Consider the following 24210-nt stretch of genomic DNA (forward strand, 5'->3'; position numbering starts at 1 on the left):
GTCCCGGCAGCGCTTCGGTGCCGGGACGTGCGCATGCCAGGGCGGAGGTCCGGGGTGTCGGCGCGGGCCGATAGGCTGAACGCATGACGCGAGCCGAGCCGCCAACGGACCCTCAGACGGCCCCCGACGACGCCCTGGTCGCGGACTCCCGCGAGCGCGCCGTCCGGGCCCTGCTGCGCAGCCCGCAGCAGAAACGCCTCTGGAGCGCGCAGTTCGTGGGCGGTGTCGGGGACATCCTCGCCCTCCTCGTGCTGGTGCTCCTCGCCCTCCAGGCGGCGGTCGCCGAGGGATCGTTCGGCGGCGGCTACCGGGGCGTCGCGTTCGCAGTGGCGACCGTTTTCGGGGTGCGGATCCTCGCGACGCTCCTGTTCGGCGCCGTCCTCCTCGGCCCGCTCACCTCGCTCACCTCGCCGGGCGGCCCGCTGGACCGCCGCTGGACCATGGTCGGCGCGGACGGACTGCGGGCGGCCCTGCTCATCGTCGCGCCGCTGTGGATCGACTGGACGCCCGAGGACGCGCTCGCCCTGCTCCTCGTCACCACCTTCGTGACGTCGGTCGCCGAGCGGTTCTGGACGGTGTGCCGCGAGAGCGCGGCGCCCGCGCTGCTGCCCGCCCCGCCCCTGGAGGGCGCGACGGTGCGGCCGCTGCCGGACCACATGGACGCGCTGCGCCGCCTGTCGCTGCGTACGGGCTTCGTGGCGGTGCCCGCCGCGGCCCTCGTCCTCGTCGGCGCGGGACTCCTCAACAACCTGCTGGGCGCGGGCATCGACTGGTTCGGGCAGCACCAGGCGGCGCTCGCCTCGTACGTGGCGGCCGGACTGTTCGCCGCGTCGCTGTCCATGGTCACGTTCCTCGAGCTGCCCGGCACGCGCACCCCCCGCCCGCGGTCGCCGCTGGAGGGGTTGCGCCGGCCGAGGAGCGGCACCGGTTCCGGCGCCGGTTCGGACAAGGGCCGCACCGGTGCCATGCCGTTGCTGGTGCTCGCGTCCGCGTCCGTGGCCGCCGCGGTGTCGGCCGCCGTCGCCGTGTTCGTGCTGCACGCCAAGGACCTGGGCGGCGGGCCCGTGCTGTACGGCCTGCTGGTGGCCGCGCTGACCGGCGGTGTCGTCGTCGGCATACGGACGGCGCCGGCCCTGCTGCCGTCGCTGTCGCGGCGCCGGCTGCTCGCGCTGGCTCTCGCCTTCACCGGCGTCGCGCTGCTCGCCGCCGGACTCGTGCCGGACGTCACCAGCGTGCTGCTGATCGCCGCGCTGGCCGGTGCCGGCGCGGGTACGGCGGCCAACACCGGGCACACCCTGCTCGACCAGGAGACCGAGGACCAGCGGCGGGCCCGTACGACGGAGCACCTGCATGCGGTCGTCCGCCTCTCCGTGGCACTCGGCGCGGTGATCGCCCCACTGGTGGCCGCGGGCGTCGGACCGCACCGGCTGGAGAGCGGCCGGTTCGTCTTCGCGCACGGCGGTGCCGCGTTCACGCTGATGCTGGTGGGCGCGCTGCTGCTGCCGGTGGCCGCACTCGTGCTGGCCAAGGTCGACGACCGTTCGGGGGTGCCGCTCCGCCACGACCTGCGGGACGCGCTGCTCGGCGGCGACGACCCCGCGCCCGCACCGGCGGGCACCGGATTCTTCATCGCCCTGGAGGGCGGCGACGGGGCCGGGAAGTCCACCCAGGCCGAGACGCTCGCCGAGTGGATCCGGGACAAGGGCCACGAGGTCGTCCTCACGCGAGAGCCGGGGGCGACGCCGGTCGGCAAGCGGCTGCGGTCGATCCTGCTGGACGTCTCCAGCGCCGGACTGTCCCACCGCGCGGAGGCCCTGCTGTACGCGGCGGACCGCGCCGAGCACATCGACACGGTCGTACGGCCCGCCCTGGAGCGCGGCGCGGTCGTCATCTCCGACCGGTACATCGACTCCTCCGTGGCCTACCAGGGCGCCGGGCGCGACCTGTCGCCCACCGAGATCGCCCGCATCAACCGCTGGGCGACCGACGGCCTCGTACCGCACCTCACCGTGCTGCTCGACGTGGCGCCGGAGACCGCGCGCGAGCGGTTCACCGAGGCTCCGGACCGGCTGGAGTCGGAGCCCGCCGAGTTCCACGCGCGCGTGCGGGCCGGCTTCCTCACGCTGGCCGCGGCCGACCCCGGCCGGTACCTGGTCGTCGACGCCGGTCAGGAGCCGGACGCGGTCGGCACGGTCATCCGGCACCGGCTCGACCAGGTGCTGCCGCTGTCCGAGGCCGAGATCGAGGCCATCGAGGAAGCGCGGCGCAAGGCCGAGGAGGAGGCCCGCCGCAAGGCGGAGGAGGAAGCGGCGCGCAAGGCCGAGGAGGAGCGCCTGGAGCGCGAGCGCCAGGAGCAGCTGGCCCGGCTGCGTGCCGAGGAGGAGGAGCGCAAGCGGCGCGAGCTGGAGGAGGCGCAGCGGCGCGAGGCCGAACGGCAGGCGGAGGAGGCCCGGCAGCGTGCCGAGGAGGCCGCCCGCCGGGCGGAGGAGGAGCGGCAGCGGCTCCTCGCCGAGGAGAAGGCACGGGCGGAGGCGGAGGCACGCCGCAAGGCGGAGGAGGAGCGTCGCCGCAAGCAGGCCGAGGAGGAGGAGCGGCTGCGTGCCGAGGCCGAGGCACTGCGCCTGGAGAAGCAGCGCAAGGCCGAGGAGGCACTGCGGCGGGCCGAGGAGGCCCGACGCCTCGCGGAACAGGCCGCGGCCGCGGCGGCGACGGGTCCCTCCAGGACGATTACGCCGAGCATGCCGAGCACGCCGAGCAGGTCGAGCACGCCGGGCAGGTCGAGCAAGCCGAGCACGCCGAGCACGCCGGGCAGGTCGGACGCTTCGCGTGGGCCGGATGCTTCCGGCGGGTCGGACGCCTCCCGCGGGTCCGCGTCGGCGGACGACACGGCGGTGCTGCCCAGGGTGCCGGGCGACACGGCGGGCGCCGCAGCCGCAGCCGGAGCCGGAGAGGACGGACCGGGCTCCGGTGAGTCCTCGGACCGGTTCCGCAAGGACCGGCACGACTCCGCCCGGGGCGAGAGCGGGGGACAGCCCGGCTGGGCCGGGTCCTCCCAGCCGTCCGAGGCCGAGGTGACGACCGAACTGCCGCAGGTGTCGGTCCCGCCGAAGGCGGCCGACGACGAGACCGAGGTACTGCCGGCCGTGCCGCCGCCGAGCGCCACGGAGGAGACGGCGGTGCTTCCCGCGGTCACCCGGGACGACGAGGTGACCAGCACGCGCGAGCTGCCCCAGGTCGACCTCGAGAACATGCCGGACCGGCGCAGGCAGCGCTCGGACTGGGCCGAGGAGACCCCGCTGGACGACCTGCCGACCCTGGCGGACGAACTGCTGGGCTCGCGCGAGGACGAGCGCGGCGAACCGGGCGAGTCCGGCGAGGACGGCCGGGGCAAGGGCAAGGGGTGGGGACGGCGCCGCTGACACGGGCGGCGGTCCACCGGGGCACGCCGGTGCAGGGCTGGGCGGGGGCGGAGCGACGGCCCCCGCCCAGCGCCGTTCTCCCCGGGCCGGTCCGTCGCTGGTCCGGGACTGTCGGCGGCCACCCCCACAATGGATTCAGTGAGTAATGAGGGCCATGACGGATGTGACGGAAGGGCGGAGTGACCCGTGACCGTGTGGGACGACCTCGTCGGGCAGCACCGGGTGAGCGACCAGCTCGCCGCCGCCGCGCGGGACGCCGACGCCCTCGTCACGGCCGCGGCGGCCGACGCCCCGCCACCGGAGGCGTCGAAGATGACGCATGCGTGGCTGTTCACCGGCCCGCCCGGCGCGGGGCGCAACCAGGCGGCGCGCGCCTTCGCCGCCGCTCTGCAGTGCGTGAGCCCCGACCGCGCGCTCGGCGGCTCCCCGGGCTGCGGATTCTGCGACGGCTGCCACACCGCCCTGGTCGGCACCCATGCCGACGTGAGCACGATCGCCGCCGTCGGCGCGACGATCCTGGTGCGCGACATGCGTGACACCGTCCGCAAGTCGTTCACCGCACCGGCGAACGGCCGCTGGCAGGTGATCCTCGTCGAGGACGCCGAGCGGCTGAACGAGAGTTCCGCCAACGCCGTCCTCAAGGCCGTCGAGGAGCCCGCGTCCCGCACGGTCTGGCTGCTCTGCGCCCCCTCCGTCGAGGACGTCCTGCCGACGATCCGCTCCCGTTGCCGCCACCTCAACCTGACCACGCCCTCCGTGGACGCCGTCGCCGACCTGCTCGTACGACGCGAGGGCATCGAGCCGGACGTCGCCGCGGCCGTGGCCCGCGCCACCCAGGGGCACGTCGACCGGGCCCGCCGGCTGGCCACCGACCCGGCGGCCCGGGAGCGCCGCGCCGCCGTACTGAAGCTGCCGCTGCGTGTCGAGGACATCGGGGGCGCGCTCAAGGCGGCCCAGGAACTCGTGGACGCCGCCGCCGAGGACGCCAAGCAGCTGGCGGAGCAGACGGACACCAAGGAGACCGACGAGCTGAAGGCGGCACTCGGCGCGACGCCGGGCGGCCGGCTGCCGCGCGGCACCGCGGGCGTGGTCAAGGATCTGGAGGACATGCAGAAGCGCCGCAGAACCCGTACCCAGCGGGACAGTCTCGACGTGGCCCTGACCGACCTCACCAGCTTCTACCGCGACGTCCTCGCCCTGCAGCTCGGCTCCCGCATCGCCCTCGCCAACGCGGACGCCGAGGACACCCTGGAGCGCCTGGCCCGGGGCAACCCACCCGAATCCACACTCCGCCGGATCGAGGCCATCGCCGCCTGCCGCGACGCCCTCGACCGCAACGTGGCCCCGCTCCTGGCGGTGGAGGCGATGACGATGGCCCTCAGAGCAGGCTGATCACCCCACCGGAACCCCCAACCCCCAACCCCCGACCCGTGACTCACACGAGGCGCGACACGCACACAACGCACTCGTCGCGTCGCGCAGAGTTACGCTCGCTGTATGCACACATGGCGCACCCCCCGCAGGACCCGTACCGGAGCCACACTGCTCGCCGCCGCGCTCCTGGTCTCCGGCTGCTCCTCCGGGAGCACGACGACCACCACGAGTTCCGCGAGCTCGGCGGCGAAGGGTGCGGCGGTGCTGGCCGCCCTGCCCCGCTCCACGCCCGGGGCGCTCGCGCCGTACTACGAGCAGAAGCCGGCCTGGCGCGACTGCGGTGCGCCCGGCTTCCAGTGCGCCACGCTGAAGGCCCCGCTCGACTACGCCGACCCGTCCGCCGGTGACATCCGCCTCGCCGTGTCCCGCAAGAAGGCCACGGGCCCGGGGGAGCGGCTGGGATCCCTGCTGGTCAACCCGGGCGGACCGGGCGGCTCGGCGATCGGCTACCTCCAGGCGTACGCCGGCATCGGCTACCCGGAGGAGGTGCGCGCCCGTTACGACATGGTGGCCGTGGACCCGCGCGGCGTGGCCCGCAGCGAGCCCGTCGAATGCCTGGACGGCCCCGGGATGGACGCGCACACGCGGACGGACTTCACACCGGACGGCGAGAGGGAGGCGGACGCGCTGGTCGGCGCGTACCGGAAGTTCGCCGAGGGCTGCGCGGCGGACGCGCCGAAGCTGCTGCGCCACGTGTCCACCGTCGAAGCGGCCCGGGACATGGACATCGTGCGGGAGGTACTGGGCGACGAGAAGCTGAACTTCGTCGGAGCCTCCTACGGGACCTTCCTCGGGGCGACGTACGCGGGGCTCTTCCCGGACCGGACGGGCAGGTTGGTGCTGGACGGCGCCCTGGATCCGTCCCTGTCGGCGCGGCAGCTCAACATCGAGCAGACGGCGGGCTTCGACACGGCGTTCACGGCCTTCGCGAAGGACTGCGTACGGCGGAGCGACTGCCCCCTCGGTGACCGGGACACCGGCCCCGAGGAGGTCGGCGCCAACCTGAAGGAGTTCTTCGGCAAGACCGACGCCCGGCCGGTCCCCACCGGTGACGCCGACGGCCGTGAGCTCACCGAGTCGCTGGCCACCATCGGTGTGATCGCCGCGATGTACGACGAGGGCGCCTGGCCGCTCCTGCGCAAGGCCCTGAGGGCGGCGACGAAGGAGAACGACGGTGCCGGGCTCCTCGCCCTGGCCGACAGCTACTACGAACGCGACGCCGACGGCGAGTACGCCAACCTGATGTTCGCCAACGCCGCCGTGAACTGCCTGGACCTCCCGGCCGCCTTCGACTCCCCGGAGCAGGTGCGCGAGGCGCTCCCGGACTTCGAGAAGGCGTCCCCGGTCTTCGGTGAGGGCTTTGCCTGGGCCGCCCTGAACTGCGCGTACTGGCCGGTCGGCGCCACCGGCGAGCCCCGGCGCATCGAGGCCGAGGGCGCGGCTCCGATCGTCGTCGTCGGCACCACCCGCGACCCCGCGACCCCCTACCGCTGGGCGGAGGCCCTGGCCGGCCAGCTCACCTCGGCCCGCCTCCTCACGTACGAGGGCGACGGCCACACCGCCTACGGCCGGGGCAGCGACTGCATCGACTCCGCGATCAACACCTACCTCGTCGAAGGCACCCCGCCCACGGACGGAAAGCGCTGCTCATAACCGGTGCGCCCGCCCCGAAGGCCGGCCCCTCGGCCGGCCTTCGGGGCAGGTACGAAGCACCATCCGAAACTGTGTAGACTTACCGTCGTCGCTGATCGCACCATGGTGCCAGCAGCGCGCCGCCTTAGCTCAGATGGCCAGAGCAACGCACTCGTAATGCGTAGGTCTCGGGTTCGAATCCCGAAGGCGGCTCGGAATTACCCCAGGACTCACTCGCCGTGACCTGGGGTTTTTTCATGCCTGGGGCATGCCGAGCCGCGCGACGGGGAGGTCGCGAAAGTGCTTGCGTGAGCGATGCGTGAGCGGAGCGGCTCAGGGACCTACTTCTTGGGCTTCCGGCGCTTGGCCTTCTTGCCCGCCTTGGCCTGGGCTTTCGCCTTGTCCTTCGGCTTGCCGCACTTTGCCTTGCCCGCGTTCTTGGCCTTCTCCTTCTTCGCGGCCTTGCGTGCCGCTTTCTCGGCCTCGGCCTTGCGCTGGAGAGGGACGAGCTTCGCGGTCGCCTCGGCGGCGCTCCTGCCGACCTGGGGCAGGACGCTCTGGTAGATGTCCCGCGTGATGCGGGTGTCGCTGTGCCCGAGAGTGTCCGACACGATCTTGATGTCGATGTCGGCGGCGAGCATGAGGGTGGCCGCACCGTGGCGCAGGTCGTGCAGCCGGATCGGCGGGAGGCCGGAGGCGGCGACGAGCCGCTCGAAGAGGTCCGTCACCTTGCCGGGGTGGAGCCAGGAGCCGTCTTCCTGGGTGAAGACGTGGCCCGTGTCGACCCAGGCCGTGCCCCACTTCTCGCGGGCCTTGTCCTGCCGCTCGCGGTGGCCCTTCAGGACGTCGACGGTGTCGTTGTCGAGTGCGACCACGCGATAGCCGCTGTCCGTCTTGGGGTCGGACGCCTCGATCTCCCAGCCGTCCTGCACGAGTTGGGAGGAGACGGTGAGGGAGTGTGTGTCGAGGTTCGTCTCCGGCCAGGGCTGCCCGCATGCCTCGCCTCGGCGTAGGCCGCGGAAGGCGATCAGGTGCCACATCGCGTACAACCGGTCCTCGGCTACGAAGTCGAGGAAGGAGCCGGTCTGTTGGGGCGTCCAGACCATCACAGGCGACGGCTTCTCGCCCGTCTGCTCCCACTTGGCGACCCGCTCGTCCGTCCACACGAGCGCCTTCGGCTTGCGCACGGGGTCGATCTCCACGTGGGCGGCGGGGTTGAACGTGATGATCTGCTGGCCGATCGCGTCATTCAGCGCCGCGCGGAGGGTTGCCTTGACGTGCTGACGAGTGGCGGGGCCGGTGATGCGGCGGAAGGGCGGCATCTCGTCGATTGCGGCCTTCATCGCCTTGCGTCGGGCTCGGTTCTCGGTGCCCTTCCACGGCACGGTCGCCAACTCGTCGATCGCGGCTCGCCGCTGGGCGTTGTCCTCCAGGATCTGGGCGTTGGCGTCGCGGATGTCCGTGAACATCTCGCTCAGATGGCTGACGCGTAGCCGGTCCAGACGCCGGTTGCCGATGCGCGGCTTCAGGTGGACGCGGATGTCTGTCTCGTAGCGATTGAGGCCGGACTTGCGTATGCGCTTGCCGGTCAGCCAGCGGTCGAGCCATTCGGCGACAGTCAGGCTGCCGATGAGGTCTTGGCCGGAGTTGAGACGCCGCCGCGTCTCCTCTACCTCGGGCAGGGGCGAGCGCTCGCGGCTGACCTCGGCCAGCATCTCGGCGATGAGTTCGGTGCCCTCCGGATCGTCCGAGTCGGCGAGCCCGAGCAGGGCGCGTACGTGGTCGAGGGCGGCTTGGGCTGCCTTGAGGCTGCCATACCCGCCACGGGCGAAGGAGCGTCGGCTGCCGTCCTCGCGGGGTGAGAGCTCCTGGCGTACGGAGTAGGTGCAGTGGTTCCTGCTGTTGCGCTTGGGGCAGGAGGTGCCGAGTTCCTTGCCGGTCTTCGGGTCGCGGCAGGAGCAGCGGCGGTAGGTGGAGCCCTTCAAAGATCATTCTCCTCGGTGGTGTCGGGGTTGGTGCCGGTCGATTCGATGGCGCTGATGACGTCGGGCCACAGGTGTGGGGGTGTGACGCCCTCTTCCTCGATAAAGGCGCGGACCCGGTGCAGGCGTGTCTTGGCCTTCTCGGCGGCTACGGCGGCCTGCGCCTGGGCTCGCAGGGCCTTGGCCTTTCGATCCGCGTTGTGGGCGGTCTTGGCCTGGTAGCGGGCGTGCTCCTCGTCTTGCTGTGCGCGGCGCATCTGCTCCTGCGCGGCGTGGTGGGCACGGAAGTAGCGGAGCATGTCGTCGTCCGCGCCGAGGTCGGTCTCCTCCCCGGTGAACCAGCGCAGCGCGTCCAGCGACGTGGTCGGGTGTTGGAGAGGAAGGCGTTGTACGTCCTCGACGTAGCCAACGGGATAGAGCAGGCAGATGGGCGGGGTGTTCAGCGCCTCGGCCAGCACCATGACGTCGACCAAGGGCAGGTTGGATCGGCGCCCGGACTCCATGTTGGCGATGACGTTGCGAGGGATCGGATGACCGATCTCCTCGCACTTGTCGGCCAAGTCCTGTGCGCTCCAACCCAGTTCCTTCCGTCGTCTGCGGACCTCGGCGGCCACGGTGGCCATGACCTGGTCCACCCACTCCGGGACGTCGTCCCCGTCATCGGCCTTCTTCTCTCTAGAATGGCTACGGTGTTGTGTCATGGAGACACATTAGCTCGCTTAGCGTTGATTCCAAGACCTGGAGACGGACGCAGAGGTCGCGTTCGCCGTGGGCTCAGTCATGGATGGAGTGCGCATGCGCGAGAACGAAGACGCCGGATGGGCGAAGGGGATGAGTCGCGAGGAGCTTCTGGGGCTCCCGGCGGCCGTTGACCTGGAGACGGGTAACCGGGCGTTGGGGCTCGGCCGGAGCAAGGGCTACGAGCTGGCCAAGCGCGGCCAGTACCCGTGCAAGGTGCTCAGGCTCGGGAACGCCTACCGGGTGGTGACCGCAGACCTGTTGGCCTTGCTGGGGCTGGCCGCGTGAGGCGCCTGATGCGCCATAGGCCATTCTGCGCTGAGCTGACACAGAAACGCTGGACTGTGGCATGGCGTGGACGTACTGTCCGTGGTCGCTCGCGGTACCGAAACCCCCGCGAGCAAAGGGAGAGCCTCCGGCGGTGCAACGCCGGAGGCCCCGAGACTCCCCAGCAATCCCGTGAGATCCGACCCGGCGGCAGGGGCGTGCAAGCCCGACACCGCCAGACGAGGAGCCGCCCAGTGCAACCCGAGAACCCCGACTCCTATTCCGCCTCCGCCCGAGCGGCCTGGCCCGCCACAGCCATCCCCGGCCAGCCCGGCGCCCACCTGCGCCCCGCCCAAGCCGACGGTGCCACAGCGGACGCGTACGACGGTCCGGCCGACGGCAGCAGCGAGGCGGACCCGGCGAGGGGCCTGGAGACCATCCCCGACGCGGAGCCGACGCCGGGCTCGGAGCTACTGGATGAACTGCGTTCCCAGATAGCCCAGTTCGTGATCCCACCCTCTTCCGAGGCGCTGGACGCGATCACCCTGTGGGTGGCGGCGACGCAGCTCCAGCCCGCGTGGCAGCACGCCCCACGGCTGGCAGTGGTGGGTCCTGCGAAGCGGTGCGGGAAGTCGCGGCTCCTGGACGTGCTGACCGAGACGGTCCACGAGCCGATGCTCACCATCAACACCACACCAGCGGCCATCTTCCGCTCGATCAACGAAGAGGAGCCGCCGACGCTGCTGGTGGACGAGGCCGACACCATCTTCGGCCCCAAGGTCGCGGAGAAGAACGAGGAGACACGCGGCCTCCTCAACGCTGGCCACCAGCGCGGCCGGTACGTCACCCGGGTCGTCGGCAACGACCACACCCCGCACAAGTTCGCCACCTTCGCGATGGCGGCCATCGCGGGCATCGGTGACCTGCCGGACACCGTCATGGATCGATCGGTCGTCATCCGCATGCGCCGCAGGGCCGAGGGTGAGAAGGTCAAACCCTTCCGCTCGCGACGCGACATCCCCGCTCTGCACGAACTACGCGACCGCATCCGTGCCTGGGCCCTCCCGCTGCTGGAGGACGCTGCGAGCCTGGAGCCGGAGATGCCGGTCGAGGACCGAGCCGCCGACACCTGGGAGCCCCTGGTGATCGTCGCCGACCTGGCCGGCGGTCGCTGGCCCCGGCTCGCGCGGATCGCGTGCGCACGAATGGTCGCCGCCGAGGTGGCGGCCGAGGAGGACCACCCGAGCGGGGCGCGGATCCTCGCTGACATCCGACGGGTCTTCTTCGCGCAGCGGGAGGCGGACAGCCTCTCCACCGAAGACCTCCTGCACCACCTGAACGCGGACGCCGAAGCCCCGTGGGGAGAGCGTGGACGCTACGGCCTGACCTCCCGGGAACTCAGCGCCATGCTGCGCGACTACGACATCCGGCCCGGCAACGTACGCATGGCCGACCGGACGCAGCGCAAGGGCTACACGCGCAACAAGTTCCTGGACGCCTGGCGGCGCTACTGCCCGACCGTCCACCCGGTCAACGCCCGTCGCGGCGAAGACTGACCCCCACCTCCCTGGTTGCCGTACTTGCCGTCCCTGCCGTGATCGTGCAGGTCAGGGCACACACCAGCAAGACGGCAGTCGAGGGCAAGACGGCAACGAACGCGCCTGAGCACGTGCAGCCAGCAGAGGGATCGCGTCCTGATCCGTCTTGCTCCGTCCCAGGCGTCCTCGCCGTATCGCCGCAGGTCACAGTCCTGCTTGCCGGGACGGCTGCCATAACGCAGCCGTCCCGGCAGGGGACAAGCCGTCCCAAGGCGGAGCCCGAACCGAAGCCGCCGCCTCCCTGTCCCGAATCGGGACAAGACGCTGGCGCTGCCCGCCAGGACGGCACGTCCGGAGCGCTGCCGTCCCGCGCTGACCTGCACGTGCAACGGCCGAGACGGCAAAGACGCCCCGCACCACCACCCCCAGGAGCTTCCGCTTGACCGCCCCGCACCTCACCACGCAAGCACCACAGCCACGAGCCGACGCCCGCAGCGAGAGGCAGCCGAAGAAGCGGGCTGACGCCGAGCAACTCGTGCTCGGCGCGGCCGGCCTCGTCATCGTCGCCCTGACAGCCGGAGCGTTCTGGCTCTCCTACGCGCACCTCGCCGACGTCGCCGGCCAACACGGGCTCGGAGCGACCCCCATCCGCCGCTGGGCCTGGCCTGCCACTTTGGACGCGTTCATCGTCGCGGGCGAACTGCTCATGCTGCGCGCAGCGCTGCGCCGCATAACCGACCCCTGGGCAATCGCCGTCACCGCTGCCGGATCAGTCGGCTCCATCGCGTTGAACGTCGCCGGGGTCAGCGGAACGGACAACGCACGCAGCGTCCCGCTCCTCGATTACGTGGTCGCAGCCGTTCCTCCGGCCGCCGCGATGGTCGCCTTCGGCGTCCTGATGCGACAGATCCACCAGCTCGTCGCATCGCCCGGCGACTCCTCGGACAGGGGTTCCGTACAGGCACAGAAACGATCGGTCGGCGACATCGGCCACAGCCACCGGCCAGACGCCGCTCCCGATGGTTCGCCAGCCTCCGGTGACGAGCGGACGGAACCTGCGGCCCAGGTGCCGGAGAGCAAGTCGAGCGGTGGCCGTCCGCCGAAAGCGACCATCGCGGAGCTGGCGGACATCGGACGGACGACCGGTCATCAGCACGGCAAACTCACGCGCGGCCTGCTTCGAGCGGCAGTGAAGGACCGAGACCTGACGATCGGCAGTGAGCGGCAGACCGAGGTGATGGAACTACTTCGGCCGGAACTCGAAGCAGCCGGCATCGAGGTCTCCAGGCGCTGACCCCGGCCTGCTCGGGTGACCGGAACCCTTCCGGTCACCCGAGCATCGGCCAACCCGCCGCAGATTTCCACACCTGTGGACAACGCGACGGCCGCGCCGCGCAAACATCGCCGCCCCGCACGCCCAGTCGTACATGGAGCATCTTCCTTGACGCACAACCAGCACCTGCCTGACGACACCCACTCTGAGCCACCTGCGTCGCCGCAGTCCCCTACGCTGCTGCCACGTCTGCGGCGGGCGTTCGGGCGGACGGCCCCTGGCGGAGCCAGTAGTACCCCGAGTCCGACTCAAGTCCGGTCTTCGGGGGTTTCCGCCCCAGGGGTGGCGGAGACAGCCCAGCGCCAGGGGGCGCCGGACCGGGAGGTCCGAGCCGAGGACGGCCCCGACCAAAACGAGCTCCATACCGTCCAGCAGCAGATCCTCCACCCCACACCCACCACCGAGCCGCCAACAGGCGAGCGAGAAGCGCAGAGCGTCCAACCGGCGATCCGTCGTTTCACCGGCATCAAGCGGACCGTCCGTGTCGGCCCACTGCGGTTCACCGGCGACGAGCACAACGTGCTCCAGGAGGCCGCCGCCGAGCACGGCTACAAGGGGGAATCCGGCTTCGCTGCCGACATCGTCCTCGCGTTCGTCTCCGGTCGGTTCACGGCGAACCTACCGCTGTCTGAGGACCGCCGCCGCACCCACATGTTCCGCGCCCAGGCGCTGCGCGAGCTCAACCGGATCGGCGTCAACGTCAACCAGATCGCCCGCGCCCTCAACAGCGACCTCACCCCACCCGACGTACGTCACCGCCTCGACGAGCTGCACCGCCTGCTGGAGCTGATCGCCGAGGCCCTGCGCGAACCCGCCGACCCCAGGAAGGACCAAGCCGCGTGATAGCCGCCATCAAGCCGACCGGGTCCAACACCCGTGGCCTGCTCGCCTATCTCTACGGCCCCGGTCGGCACGATGAACATCTCGATCCGCACATCGTCGCGGGCTTCGCCATGCTCGGCATGCCCGATCCCGGCCGGAACCCCGACGCCACCCTCACCCAGCTCGCCCACCACCTCGACGAGCCCGTACGGCTCCGCAACAGCGAGTTCGGAAAGAAGGTCACCGACCACGTCTGGCACTGCCCCGTCCGAGCAGCCCCCGAGGACCGGCGCCTCTCCGACACGGAGTGGGCCGACATCGCACAGCGGATCGTCGAAGCCGCAGGCATCGCCCCACCCGGAGACGACCTGGCCTGCCGGTGGATCGCAGTACGTCACGCGGACGACCACATCCACATCCTCGCAACCACCGTCCGTGAAGATGGCCGCCGTTCCAAACTCCACGACAGCGGCATCCGCGTAGGCGACGCCTGCCGCCAGGTCGAAAAGGACTACGGCCTACGCCAACTGAAGAAGGGCGACCGCACCGCCGGACGCCGCCCCACCCAGGCCGAGATGCACAAGGCCGAACGCCTCGGCTGGGAGCAGACCAGCCGCGACTGGCTCCAGGACCGCATCCGCGCCGCCATCCCCCACGCCGGCAGCGCTGATGAACTCCTCGCCTACCTCGAAGCCGACGGCATCGCGGTCAAGCCGCGCCGCGGACCGTCCGGAGACCTCCTCGGCTACGCCGTCGGCCGCCCCGGCGACCTCAACAAAGACGGCGAACAGATCTTCCACCCTGGCGGCAAGATCGCTCCCGACCTCACCCTTCCCAGGCTCAAGGCCCGCCTGGGAACCACCGCGCCAGAGGAACACCCCACCGCCCGCCGAGAGCGCCGCACTACCCCCTGGCACCAGGCCACTGACGCCCTCGACACCCTCCATGCCGGCATGGCCGACGACTCCCACGCTCAGGCCCACATCACCGCGCTCGGCGAACTCATCGAAGCCACCGCCCAGAATGCCACCGCCCACTTCCACGCCGAACTGCGAGCCGCTTCACGGGCGTTCGTCCGTGCTCAGCGCTCCCAGATCCGAGCCGAGAACCAGGTCGCCCACACCCTGCGCACGGCGGCCCGCGACATCGCACACACCGCCACCGGCCCCGACGGCAGCGCCCTGGCGACCCTGCTCGGCGCCCTCGTCTGGGCCACCGTCGTCGCCGCCCGCTGGCATGAAGCGAAGAACCACGCTCACCAAGCCGAGGCCGCCCGCCAGACTCTCCACCACCTCCAGACCGGCGCCGACCGAGCCCTCACGCCCGTCATCGAAAGCCTCGCCACTCGCCATCCGAACGACCAGGACCGTCGCTCCCTCGTCCGCGATGTCCGCGCAGCCATCCCCGACTACGCCGACCACATCCTCACTGACCCTGCCCGGCCGGCCCTCGCCACCGTTCTCGCCGATGCCGAAGCCGGCGGCCACACACCCCACCAGCTCCTCAAGGAAGCAGCCGCCCAACGCGAACTACACACCGCCCGTCAGCCCGCCCGCGTCCTGATCACTCGCATCCAGCACACCAGCCGAAACCCTGTGCCCAACCGCCGGGCAGAGGCTGCTCGCCGACGCTCGACCATGACGTCTTCGGTGTCGGCTCACCTGAATCCACAACCTGCAGCGGCACCCACGGCACCCGCCGAACGACAGTTCGGACGGCGCCGATAGTCCCAGTCGGTCTGGCCGACGGCGACACGAACGGCCAGCCCTTCAGGCACCCAGCTCCTCCTCCATCGCCATGGCCACGGCTGGCCAAGGTGCCTTCAGCTCGCCGAACAGCCGCCAGTAGCGGTACGACGCGCGAACCAGGGAACTGACGCCCAACCTCGCCGCACCAGGATCGACCGTTGCGATCACTCGGCGAGTGATTCCGCCTGCTCCTCGCGAGGCGGGACGGATGCCGTGCGCGAGGAGGAGAGTGGCGGTGCGGACGGCATCCAGGGTCGGTGGTGGGGCCAGGGATGCGAACCTGCCGAATATGAGATCCCTCCACCCCAACCGAGTCCGTGCCCAGGCCAGTCGCTCAAGACCGGTACCGAGGTCCACGGCCAGACGGGCAGGGTTGTCGGCGTTCCACAGGAGGACGATGTCACCGACAGGCAGGTCCAAGTGCTTGAAGCGAAGTGTGATGCCCTCGACTTGGCGGCGCTTCCAAGTGGTCAGTGTGCCGTGGACGCTGATGTGGCGCGCGTGGAAACCGAGTCGTGACAGCACGCTGAACCAGCCGTCCAAGATTCCTCCGTACTCGTCCATGTGCTGGATCGGCTGGACACGGGAGACGTTGACGAACGAGGTCAGGAACCCTGGCCGAAGATCACCCGATGCGTCGCGCTGTCCGGTGAAGCGGACAACAGGCTGAGGCAGGAAGCCGCTGCGGTAGGTCACCGGACGCCCGTCCTTGAGATAGGGATCGAGGGCTTGGACTGCCGAGATCGTCAGCTCGGTCTCGCGGCCCCACTGAAGCGGCAGGCAGGTGTCCTGCGGGACGCCTAGCGCCGCGAAACCCGTCGTGAGCCCCGCCAGTAGTTCCTCCCACGACGGCGCCTGACGAGGCGGACGGTATGGGGAGCCTCTGTGTGCGTGCTCGATCTTGACCTGTCTGTCGGAGACGGTGAACTCCCAGTGGGCCCCGAGGATGCGCTGAAGGACCTCAGGTATGAGGACGGCTGAAGGAGGTGATGGCACGAACGGGCGTTCTCTGGGATGACTCGACATCACGGCCGACTCGCCATCGCCCTGAAGTGGCGGGCCGGATCGAAGCGGTCCATCCCGATCTCCTGGACCTCCGCGTACTTCAGGTCCTCAGCCTTCTCGATCGCCCGCGCGAGGAGTTCCGCTGCCGTCTCGTCGTCCACGACAGGGTCGGCCACCGCCACCACGCCGGTCTGATCGCACAGAGCGGCTTGGGCGCATGTGCCCTCACGCCAGGTGAGCGCGGCCATGGAGGTGCCGGCGCGGAGAGACTCGCCGAAGACCGCGGCGCCGGCCTCCACGTATGCACGGGCGTAGGTGTAGACGAAGACGGAGGCGTCGCGGATAGCAGCCGTCTTGGCGGGGCCGCCGAGTTCACCGACCCACTTCACGTGGTCCGCGCTGAAGAGGTGTTCGTGGCGGCGCACGTACGCCTCGTCGAAGACAGGGCCGACGATCTGTATCCGGCGGCCGAGGATCTGGGCGGCTCGGACAGCGATGTGCGGCGCCTTCTCCTCGTCTATTCGGCCGAGCCATACGAGGTCGCTACCGGCGACGGCGGGCGGCTCTTCCTCGTTCAGGCCGAGGTGGACAGCGAGTTCGGGGATCGGTCGGTGGGCTGCGTACCGCTCGATCATCTCGGGCGAGTAGCAGTAGAGCCGTGACCGCTCGCCGTCGAAGGCCGTGTCCGCGTGCTGGAAGACGGGCGAATGCTGGAACGTGGTCATGTCGCAGTCCAGCTTGTTCCAGGTACGCGTCCAGGCCGGCAGCGACGGGTATTCGTGCCCGACGACCAGGAGGTCGTATCCGGCGCTGCGGAGCTCGCGCTCGGCGAGCGATCCGGGAGTGAGGTCCTCCAGGCGGACCGGCTTGCGGACCCAGTCGTGTTCCAGGTCCGTGAGCCAGCCCGGCCCGAGGAGGTGTACGTCGGCACCTGCAGTTCGGGCGCCTACGGCGACTGCCCACAGCCATCGTTCGATCCCGCCGTATCCGGCGGGTGGAAAGGCGTAGCTACCGGGGAAGTCGCAGACGCCGACGAGCACTTATGCCTCCGGTGTTCCGTCCGCCGAGATCCGGCGGAAGCCGAGATACGGGAAGAGAGATTCGGGAAGGACGAGAGATCCGTCCTGCTGCTGGCACTGTTCGAGAAGCGCGGCCAGGGTGCGGCCGACGGGCAGGCCGGAGCCGTTGAGCGTGGCGACGAGCTTGGGCTTGCCGTCCTCGCCGCGAGTGCGGATGTTGGCGCGGCGGGCCTGGAAGGTGCCGAAGTTGGAGATCGAGGAGATCTCCCGGTAGGTGTTCTGGCTCGGGATCCAGACCTCGATGTCGTACGTGAGCTGGGCGGAGAAGCCGGTGTCGCCGGCGGCCAGCTTGACCACGCGGTAGGCGAGGCCGAGCTCCTTCAGGCACGCCTCGGCGTGGCCGACCATCGTCTCCAGCTCGGCGTCCGCCGTCTCCGGGTCGACGATCTTGACCATCTCGACCTTGGAGAACTGGTGCTGGCGGATCAGGCCGCGGGTGTCGCGCCCGTACGAGCCAGCCTCCGAGCGGAAGCACGGGGTGTGGGCCGTGAGGGCCAGGGGCAGCTCGGCGGGCGGGATGATCTCGTCGGCGTAGAGATTGGTCAGCGGGACCTCAGCCGTCGGGATGAGGAACAGGTCGCGATCGGCAGCGCCGGTCTTGAACAGGTCCTCCTCGAACTTCGGCAGCTGGCCGGTGCCGGTCATCGTCTTGCGGGTCACCAGGTACGGGACACCGTGCTCGACGTAGCCGTGGCGGCGGGTGTGGATGTCGAGGAAGAGCGTGGCTAGAGCGCGCTCCAGGGCGGCGCCGGCACCGCGGGAGACCGCGAAGCGCGAACCGGACAGCTTGGTGGCGCGGGCGAAGTCGAGGATGCCGGTGGCCTCGCCCAGGTCGACGTGGTCCTTCGGCTCGAACGAGAACGCCGGCGGGTTGCCGACGCGCCGGATCTCGACCGCGAACTCCTCCGAGTCACCGTCCGGGGCCTCGTCGTCCGGGAGGTTCGGGATGGTAAGCAGGAGTTCGGTGAGCTCCTCCTGGACCTTCTCCTGCGCGGCCTCGATGTCGCGGATCTGGTCCTTCAGCTCGCGGGCGCGCTCCTTCAGCTTGGAGATGTCCCCACCCTGCTTGGCCGTCTGCTGGACCTCGCTCGCCACCCGCTTGGACTCCGCCCGCAGCTCGTCGGCCGAGCGGATGCTCTGGTTGCGCCGGGACTGGAGGTCTTCCAGCCGGGACAGGTCCAGGGAGTAACCGCGACGAGCGAGCCGACGTACCGCTTCGGCACCCATTTCAATCAGGGCGCGGGCATTATGCATGAGGAAGATCCTTCTTATCCGGCGGGTGGGACGGGGATACCGCATCGACGGTAGCAACCACCGGGCCCTCGCCGATCCGCAATATCGACGCGTCACCACCGGTGGTGGTCTCGCGCAGAGCGGCCGATTCAAGATCATCCAAGAGCTCCGTGGCCAAGAGGGAAAGATCGTCGTCGGTGATTGTGAGTGGCTCGATATAGGGAGCCTCGGCGAAGAACAGCGGCATGGGCTCGCCAGCCGCGCGATCTCCATGCCAGTGGAGGACGGACACCAGCAGGCCGTGCCCGACCAGGACGCGGGGCCCCGGGTGCTCCAGAGCGGCGAGGACGCCGGTGAGCAGCCTGCGTATGCCCTCATGCTGCGACTCCGCGGCTCCCGGTGGGCGCCGACGAGGACCGTGCTCGTCGAGCCAGGCCGCGTATTCGAGGAAGGGCTTGCCCTCGAACTCCCCGTAGTCGAGTTCGTTCAGCCGGGCGTCGACAACCAGCTCGGGCGAGGGTACGCCCATAAGGAGCGAGGCGGTCTGCCGAGCTCGCGGAAATTCGCTGGTCAGCCAGGTGGCCACGGAATGGAGAGGGAGGACGTCCCACGCACGGCCGAGCGGCTGTCGGCCCTCGTCGGTCAGAAGAATCTGCTTGGTCGGGTCGCCGTTGACGAGGTACCGCTTGCTGTAGTCGGTCTGGCCATGGCGAAGGATGTACGTCGTCACGTTCCACTCCGAGGGATTGTCGCTGTCGCCAGAAGATCGCTGAGCACGGTGGCCATGAACGTCGCGCGTGGGTCGCCGGACTCCACGTAGAAGAGGAGGCCGTGGATCGCCAGGAGTCGGCACCAGGGTGCGAGCACGGGGACGGGGATCCGAGACGCACGTGAGGCGACGGCCAGCCGTACGGACGTCCCGCGACCGAGCTCGTAGTAGACGGACCAGAACGCCCAGTCGAACGCAGGGTCGCCCACCATGGGGAGTGGATCGATCAGCCGAGGGTGTCCCCGCCAGTCGAACAGGACGTTCTCCCGGTACAGGTCGGCGTGCAGCACCGTCGCCCGGCGGGAGCCCTCCTCCAGATCGGCGACGGCAGCGAACCCTGCTTCGACGAGGGGATGCCAGCCACCAAGGTCGAGTTCGCGCATCCGCCGCTCGATCTGCGGACGGACGTCGTGGGCGAGGTAGTCGGTGAGGAGTGGAAGCTGCTCCGACCGGAGCCTGTGGCGCCCCAAGGTGTGGAGCCCGTGGACGGCCGCCGCCACCATCTGCAACTCCCGCCGCGGCCGATCCGCGCCGCCGGGTTGCCCGCCGATGAGTTCGAGCGCGGCCACGGCCAGGTCGTCCGCGGCCTCCACGACCTCCGCCGTCGGGCCACGGGCCCAGAGCCGTAACGCTTCCACCTCGTGGCGAAAACGAGATGGATCAACCCATGCTTTGAGGAGCAGCGGACGCCCGTCGGGACGAGCCGCGGTCGCGATCACCGAGGCGTGGCCGGCGTCGTGGTACGCCACGAGCGTCAGCTTCCACCTCCCTGCCGCACGTGCCAGCAGACTCGGGACGGCGTCGAGCCACGGCTTGACCGCAGGCCCGTAGTGCGCGAGCAGCCGTTGCCTGCACCCCGCGGGGATCTCGCCGAGCGTCCGCTTCGTCATCAGCTCAGCTCGATCCCGTCCGAGACGAGCTCATCGGTCAGGGCCGGGAACTCACCCAGTACCTCCGCGACGAGGGCCTGCACCTTGTCGACCTCGGCGTCCGGGGCGGAGAGGCGGACGAGGATGCGCCAGGGTTCGTCGAGGCGCTGGCCGGTGGTGCTGACCAGGTGCACTTCCGCGTGCCCGTCGGTGGTCTCGTGCAGGCGGTGGGCCAGGCGCTGCGCGGCGATGTTGTAGAGCTTGCCGACGTGGTAGACGGGGTTCTTGCCGTTGGCGCCCTCCAGGTTCATCGGCCGCAGCGGCGTGATCAGCCCGTTGACCCGGTTGCCGCGCCCGACGACGCCCTCATCCCCCGACTCGATCGAGCTTCCGGTGTAGGTCAGGTACAGCTCGTCCTTCTCCGGGACGTCGCGGGCGTTGAGCCGGAAACGCGCCTGGGCGCCCGGCAGCCGGAGGCCGGCCAGCCGGTGGCACTCGGCGAGGACGGTCTCCTTGTTGCGGATGTACTCGGCCCGGCTGGCGACGTGCCGGGACTTCTGCGGCACGCACAGGACGATGTCGGCCTCGTCGCCGTCCCAGAAGCCCATCAGCTTGACGTCGGACCCGCACCACGCGTGGGAGAGGGTGAACTCGCTCTCGCCGGAGAAGTGGTTCACCAAGTCGCGGACAAACGTCTCAAAGGCGTTCTCTGGAGCCCACCCGGTTCCCAGCGACGTGTCGTTCGAGAGCCGCACCCGGCGCTCGCGCAGGTCGTCGACAGAGCGGGGATTGAACCAGCGCGTGCGGTCGGGAACCCCGTCGCCGGTGAGGACCGCCCCAGGGCTGGAGTTACTGGTGATGTTGAAGACGATGTCGAGGTGGTCCGACACCTCAGGCAGCCGCTCAGCGAAGAACGCCCGCACCTCGGCCTCGACGATCTCCTTGACCGGGATCGTCTCGCCCCCGCACATGGGCGCCGCACGCCCGTTGACCAGGACACGGACCGGGGCGGTCATCTCGCCTGCCCCGTACCGGACTTCGCTGGCACCGCCGAGGAGAGCGAGCTTGTCGAAGTTGTGGTGCAGTACGGCGCCGAAGCGCGCGACGGTGTGGTGGCTGTAGGCGCGGGACAGCCGCTCGGCGAGGTGATCGGCGAGGGTGTCCGGGTGGCCGAGGCCCTTCCGCTCGACGATGGTCGTCGCGTCCGGTCTGGCCATGGCGGTGTCGATGACGAGGTGGCTGTTGCCGATGATCGTGCTCGTACGAGGCATCACGAACTCCCGTTCAGGGGTGGGAAGAAGGGGATGAGCGCAGGCGTCAGCACGCCTGGAGGAGCGGTGCGGTCGAGATTCAGCGAGGGACTCCGGCGGCGCGGAGGTGCGCCACGATCTCTGCGAGCGACTTGTACGCGGAGACGGCTTGTTCTTCAGCAGCGAGTCGGACGATGTCCTGGGTGGTGACGAGGTCGATGTCCTGGGTCCGCCGGCGATCGAGCCAGAGCAGCAGACGCCAGGCGAGCACCGGCCCGCAGAACGGCAGCCGGTCCTCGAGATCGACCGGGATGCGCGCCGGCGCTACGTCCTCGTACAGCAGGTCGCGTACGAGGTGGAAGACGACGTCGGTGTAGTCGAGAACGGCTGGGCCGCAGGCACTCGCCTCCCAGTCGACGACGTGCAGGCACCCTCCGTCGACGAAGAGGTGTTCGGGCTTGAGATCGCCATGCAGGTGAACAGTTGGGTGGGCGTCGATCGTTTGGAGGGCCTCCCGCAACGCAGCCCACCAAGGCATCCACCGGCAGCGGGCCGAGAACTGATCCAGCAGGAACTGGCTCGCGGAAACAGAGCTGCCAGTCCGTGCCGCCCAGCCGGGGCCAGGAGTAGCGCCGGCAGTGGGCCGGTGAAGCATGCCGCTCACCGCCACGACGTGACCGATGTAGTCCTCGGTCGCCTTGCGGGTGGCCACCGAGCACGGCGTCCCGTGCACCGCCCGGAACACTGTCCAGGAACCGGCCTCGTCGCCTCCCGTCGCGAGGACGGGCGGAACCGAGATGCCGCGCAGCGGAGCACGCTGGACCGTGGCGGCCTCCCGTCGGCGTCGGCCCTCGGGGTCGATGCCGACGTAGACCTTCAGTACAGAGCTGCCGTCCGTGGCGAACCGCGTTCTGGAGTACGGCTTGAGGACTGCCACGCCGAACGGCCCCAGCCCTTGTCCGACCCACGGCTCCGCCATCTTCGTGCTGCGCATCCTCCACACACCTCCGTCCCGTTCGAGAAGCAGAACTGATCGCCAAAGTCCGTTGGAATGGCGGGAGTTACCCCCATCGCCCTGCGGCCTTCTCGGTCTGCTGCGACAGTAGGCGCGGCGCCCCGCAGCACCCCGGAAAAACCTTCCGGGGTCGATTCCGGCCACGAGGTGATGCTCAGGACATGCGAGGGATGACAGAGAACCTGACCATCGGCGAACGCGTGGCCTGGTACCGGCGCCGACGTGGACTTTCCCAAGAGGTCCTGGCCGGCCTCGTCGGCCGCACCACGGACTGGCTGAGCAAAGCGGAGAACAACCGGATCGAGCTCGACCGCCTCTCGGTGATCACTTCACTCGCCGAGGCTCTCGACGTCTCGCTCGGGGATCTCCTCGCCGAGCCGACGCTCCTGGAGTGGTCGAGTGACAGCGGCCGCCGTACGGTGCCCGCTCTGCGTGACGCGCTCATGGACTACAAGCAGCTCACGCCCTTGCTGGGGCTCCCACCCGACGACGAACCGCCGACCCTGGCGGGCTTGCGGGCCGCAGTGAAGGAAGTCCTCGACGCCTACCAGGTGTCTCAGTACGGCTTCGCGACCCGACGGCTTCCCCTCGTCCTCGCCGACGCCCTCGCGGCCTCCCGCTCGTATTCAGGGCGTGAAGGGGAGGAGGCCCATGCCGAACTCGCATTGGCCTATCACGGTGCGGCCATGGTGCTGGGCAAGGTCGGGGAGTCGGAACTGGCGTGGATCGCCGCCGACCGTGGCCTGGCGGCAGCGCAACAGAGCGGCCAGAGCACGGTGACGGGCTCGCTCTTCCGCGCGGTCACGCACTGCCTGATGGCCACTGGCCGCTTCACCGCGGCGATCCAGCTGGTGAACGACGCGGCGGCCGTCATGCAGCCCGGCCTGGGCACTGCGAACGACGAGTACCTCTCGGTCTACGGCACGCTCTTCCTCGCCGGCGCCATGGCGGCCGCCCGAGCGGAGGACCGGGCAACCACACAGACCTTCCTCCGCGAGGCGGATGAGGTCGCACGACGACTGGGTGCCGACGCGAACCACCTTTGGACGGCCTTCGGCCCGACCAACGTAGCCATCCACTGCGTCGCCACTGCCGGAGAACTCGGCGACATCCAGATCGCGGCCGATCTCGGGCAGCGCATCGACACCAGCGGCCTGCCGGTGGAACGGCGCGTGAGGCACAGCCTGGAAGTAGCCCGAGCGCTCAGCGCCTGGAACCGGACCGACGAAGCGCTGGCCACCCTGCTGGACGCCGAGCGGGCCGCACCCGAGCAGGTACGCCACCACTACCTGAGCCGCGAACTGGTCATCGGCTGGATCCGCGGCACCCGAGGCCGCCCGTCCCTGCCGGTGGCCGACCTGGCTCGTCGGCTCGGCGTGGTCGGCGGTTAGAGTCCGTTCCGTGACCGAGAACGAGCACGAAGCGAAGATGGCCCACCCGCGCATGGCCGCCGGCGCGCTGTTCTTCGACGACGCCGACCGGGTCCTGCTCGTCGAGCCCTCGTACAAGGACTACCGGGATATCCCCGGCGGGTATGTCGAGACGGGGGAGTCGCCCCTGCAAGCCTGCGTACGCGAGGTCCGGGAGGAGCTCGGCATCAAGCCCGCGATCGGCCGCCTACTCGTCGTGGACTGGGCGCCGAACCCGGGGGAGGGTGACAAGGTGCTCTACCTCTTCGACGGGGGCCGCCTCACTGCGGATGAGTGCCGGCACATCGAGCTTCAGGCAGACGAGCTTCGCGGTTATGCCTTCCACGACGCGCGAGAGCTGCCGGACCTCACGATCCCTCGCCTTGTGCGCCGCATCATTGCGGGCATTGAGGCCCGTGCCGACGGGGCGACTGCCTACCTGGAGCGTGGAGCGGCGCCGGAGGCGGCCGCCTAGCGAGGGAGCGTCGGGGCCGCCTCGTCAGGCAGGTCTGCCTGACACGCCGCTTGCCCATCGGTGCCTGGTGTTCCCTGGCCGACGCGACCGCGTGTGTCAGTGAGCCTTTTCCAGCCTGACGGTGCTGACCGCGTGTCGGACAGATCGGTGGAACGACGAAGCTCCTGGTAGACGGGTTCTCGACCAAGATTGC

General features: G+C 70.2%; 19 protein-coding genes and 1 tRNA gene. 11 read left to right on the forward strand and 9 right to left on the reverse strand.

From position 1 onward, the window contains the following. The first annotated feature begins 83 nt into the window (after positions 1–83). From tmk to ORI94_RS06085, 4 genes are all read left to right on the forward strand, one after another. Positions 84–3419 carry a dTMP kinase gene (gene tmk, locus ORI94_RS06070; protein WP_266073170.1) on the forward strand — a complete coding sequence of 1112 codons (3336 nt, stop codon included), beginning with the start codon at positions 84–86 and terminating at the stop codon, positions 3417–3419. 186 nt (positions 3420–3605) lie between these two features. Beyond that, positions 3606–4811 (forward strand): DNA polymerase III subunit delta', encoded by a 1206-nt coding sequence (locus tag ORI94_RS06075; RefSeq protein ID WP_266073172.1) that lies wholly within the window; start codon positions 3606–3608, stop codon positions 4809–4811. 105 nt (positions 4812–4916) lie between these two features. Continuing rightward, a complete protein-coding gene (locus ORI94_RS06080; RefSeq protein WP_266073174.1) occupies positions 4917–6506 on the forward strand; it encodes an alpha/beta hydrolase in 1590 nt (529 codons plus the stop codon). 118 nt (positions 6507–6624) lie between these two features. Then, positions 6625–6698 (forward strand) — tRNA-Thr (locus ORI94_RS06085). A 128-nt stretch (positions 6699–6826) separates the two neighbouring features. On the opposite strand, the gene ORI94_RS06090 is transcribed toward ORI94_RS06085, so the two are convergent. Then, positions 6827–8470: a tyrosine-type recombinase/integrase gene (locus tag ORI94_RS06090; protein ID WP_266073176.1), complete on the reverse strand. Its 1644-nt coding sequence runs from the start codon at positions 8468–8470 to the stop codon at positions 6827–6829. Beyond that, positions 8467–9168: a helix-turn-helix domain-containing protein gene (locus tag ORI94_RS06095; protein WP_266073178.1), complete on the reverse strand. Its 702-nt coding sequence runs from the start codon at positions 9166–9168 to the stop codon at positions 8467–8469. The genes ORI94_RS06090 and ORI94_RS06095 overlap by 4 nt, the downstream gene beginning before the upstream one ends. A gap of 94 nt (positions 9169–9262) precedes the next feature. On the opposite strand from ORI94_RS06095, the gene ORI94_RS06100 reads away from it, so the two are divergent. From ORI94_RS06100 to ORI94_RS06120, 5 genes are all read left to right on the forward strand, one after another. Then, positions 9263–9493: a hypothetical protein gene (locus ORI94_RS06100; RefSeq protein ID WP_030782216.1), complete on the forward strand. Its 231-nt coding sequence runs from the start codon at positions 9263–9265 to the stop codon at positions 9491–9493. A gap of 233 nt (positions 9494–9726) precedes the next feature. Further along, positions 9727–11028: a DUF3631 domain-containing protein gene (locus ORI94_RS06105; protein WP_266073184.1), complete on the forward strand. Its 1302-nt coding sequence runs from the start codon at positions 9727–9729 to the stop codon at positions 11026–11028. A 421-nt stretch (positions 11029–11449) separates the two neighbouring features. Next, positions 11450–12304, forward strand: coding sequence for a DUF2637 domain-containing protein (locus ORI94_RS06110; RefSeq protein ID WP_266073185.1), 855 nt, complete (start codon positions 11450–11452; stop codon positions 12302–12304). Between the two features lie 321 nt (positions 12305–12625). Then, on the forward strand, positions 12626–13186 hold the full coding sequence (locus ORI94_RS06115; protein WP_266073187.1) for a MobC family plasmid mobilization relaxosome protein: 561 nt from the start codon (positions 12626–12628) through the stop codon (positions 13184–13186). After that, positions 13183–14892, forward strand: coding sequence for a relaxase/mobilization nuclease domain-containing protein (locus ORI94_RS06120; protein WP_266073190.1), 1710 nt, complete (start codon positions 13183–13185; stop codon positions 14890–14892). The genes ORI94_RS06115 and ORI94_RS06120 overlap by 4 nt, the downstream gene beginning before the upstream one ends. Positions 14893–14934: 42 nt before the next feature. Here the strand turns inward: ORI94_RS06120 and ORI94_RS06125 are convergent, their stop codons facing one another. From ORI94_RS06125 to ORI94_RS06155, 7 genes are all read right to left on the reverse strand, one after another. Then, positions 14935–15609: a hypothetical protein gene (locus ORI94_RS06125; RefSeq protein ID WP_167968002.1), complete on the reverse strand. Its 675-nt coding sequence runs from the start codon at positions 15607–15609 to the stop codon at positions 14935–14937. Between the two features lie 329 nt (positions 15610–15938). Continuing rightward, positions 15939–16958, reverse strand: a complete 1020-nt coding sequence (locus ORI94_RS06130; RefSeq protein WP_266073194.1) for a glycosyltransferase — start codon at positions 16956–16958, stop codon at positions 15939–15941. Next, entirely contained in the window at positions 16959–18251 is a 1293-nt protein-coding gene (gene serS / locus ORI94_RS06135) for a serine--tRNA ligase (protein WP_266073196.1), read from the reverse strand. Further along, entirely contained in the window at positions 18244–18960 is a 717-nt protein-coding gene (locus tag ORI94_RS06140) for a histidine phosphatase family protein (RefSeq protein WP_266073198.1), read from the reverse strand. The genes serS and ORI94_RS06140 overlap by 8 nt, the downstream gene beginning before the upstream one ends. Beyond that, entirely contained in the window at positions 18957–19889 is a 933-nt protein-coding gene (locus tag ORI94_RS06145) for an aminoglycoside phosphotransferase family protein (RefSeq protein WP_266073200.1), read from the reverse strand. Before ORI94_RS06145 ends, ORI94_RS06140 begins: the two co-directional genes overlap by 4 nt. Next, the gene (locus tag ORI94_RS06150; RefSeq protein WP_266073201.1) at positions 19889–21139 is read right to left on the reverse strand and encodes a methionine adenosyltransferase; all 1251 of its coding nucleotides are present in this window, start codon (positions 21137–21139) and stop codon (positions 19889–19891) included. The genes ORI94_RS06145 and ORI94_RS06150 overlap by 1 nt, the downstream gene beginning before the upstream one ends. Before the next feature lie 79 nt (positions 21140–21218). Further along, positions 21219–22112: an aminoglycoside phosphotransferase family protein gene (locus ORI94_RS06155; RefSeq protein WP_266073203.1), complete on the reverse strand. Its 894-nt coding sequence runs from the start codon at positions 22110–22112 to the stop codon at positions 21219–21221. A gap of 191 nt (positions 22113–22303) precedes the next feature. Between ORI94_RS06155 and ORI94_RS06160 the strand changes: the two genes are divergently transcribed. Beyond that, entirely contained in the window at positions 22304–23524 is a 1221-nt protein-coding gene (locus ORI94_RS06160; RefSeq protein WP_266073205.1) for a helix-turn-helix domain-containing protein, read from the forward strand. Positions 23525–23534: 10 nt separating this feature from the next. Beyond that, positions 23535–24017, forward strand: a complete 483-nt coding sequence (locus ORI94_RS06165) for an NUDIX domain-containing protein (RefSeq protein ID WP_266073207.1) — start codon at positions 23535–23537, stop codon at positions 24015–24017. The last annotated feature ends 193 nt before the right edge of the window (positions 24018–24210 follow it).

The organism is Streptomyces sp. NEAU-W12 (assembly GCF_026242095.1).
Classification (GTDB): Bacteria; Actinomycetota; Actinomycetes; order Streptomycetales; family Streptomycetaceae; genus Streptomyces.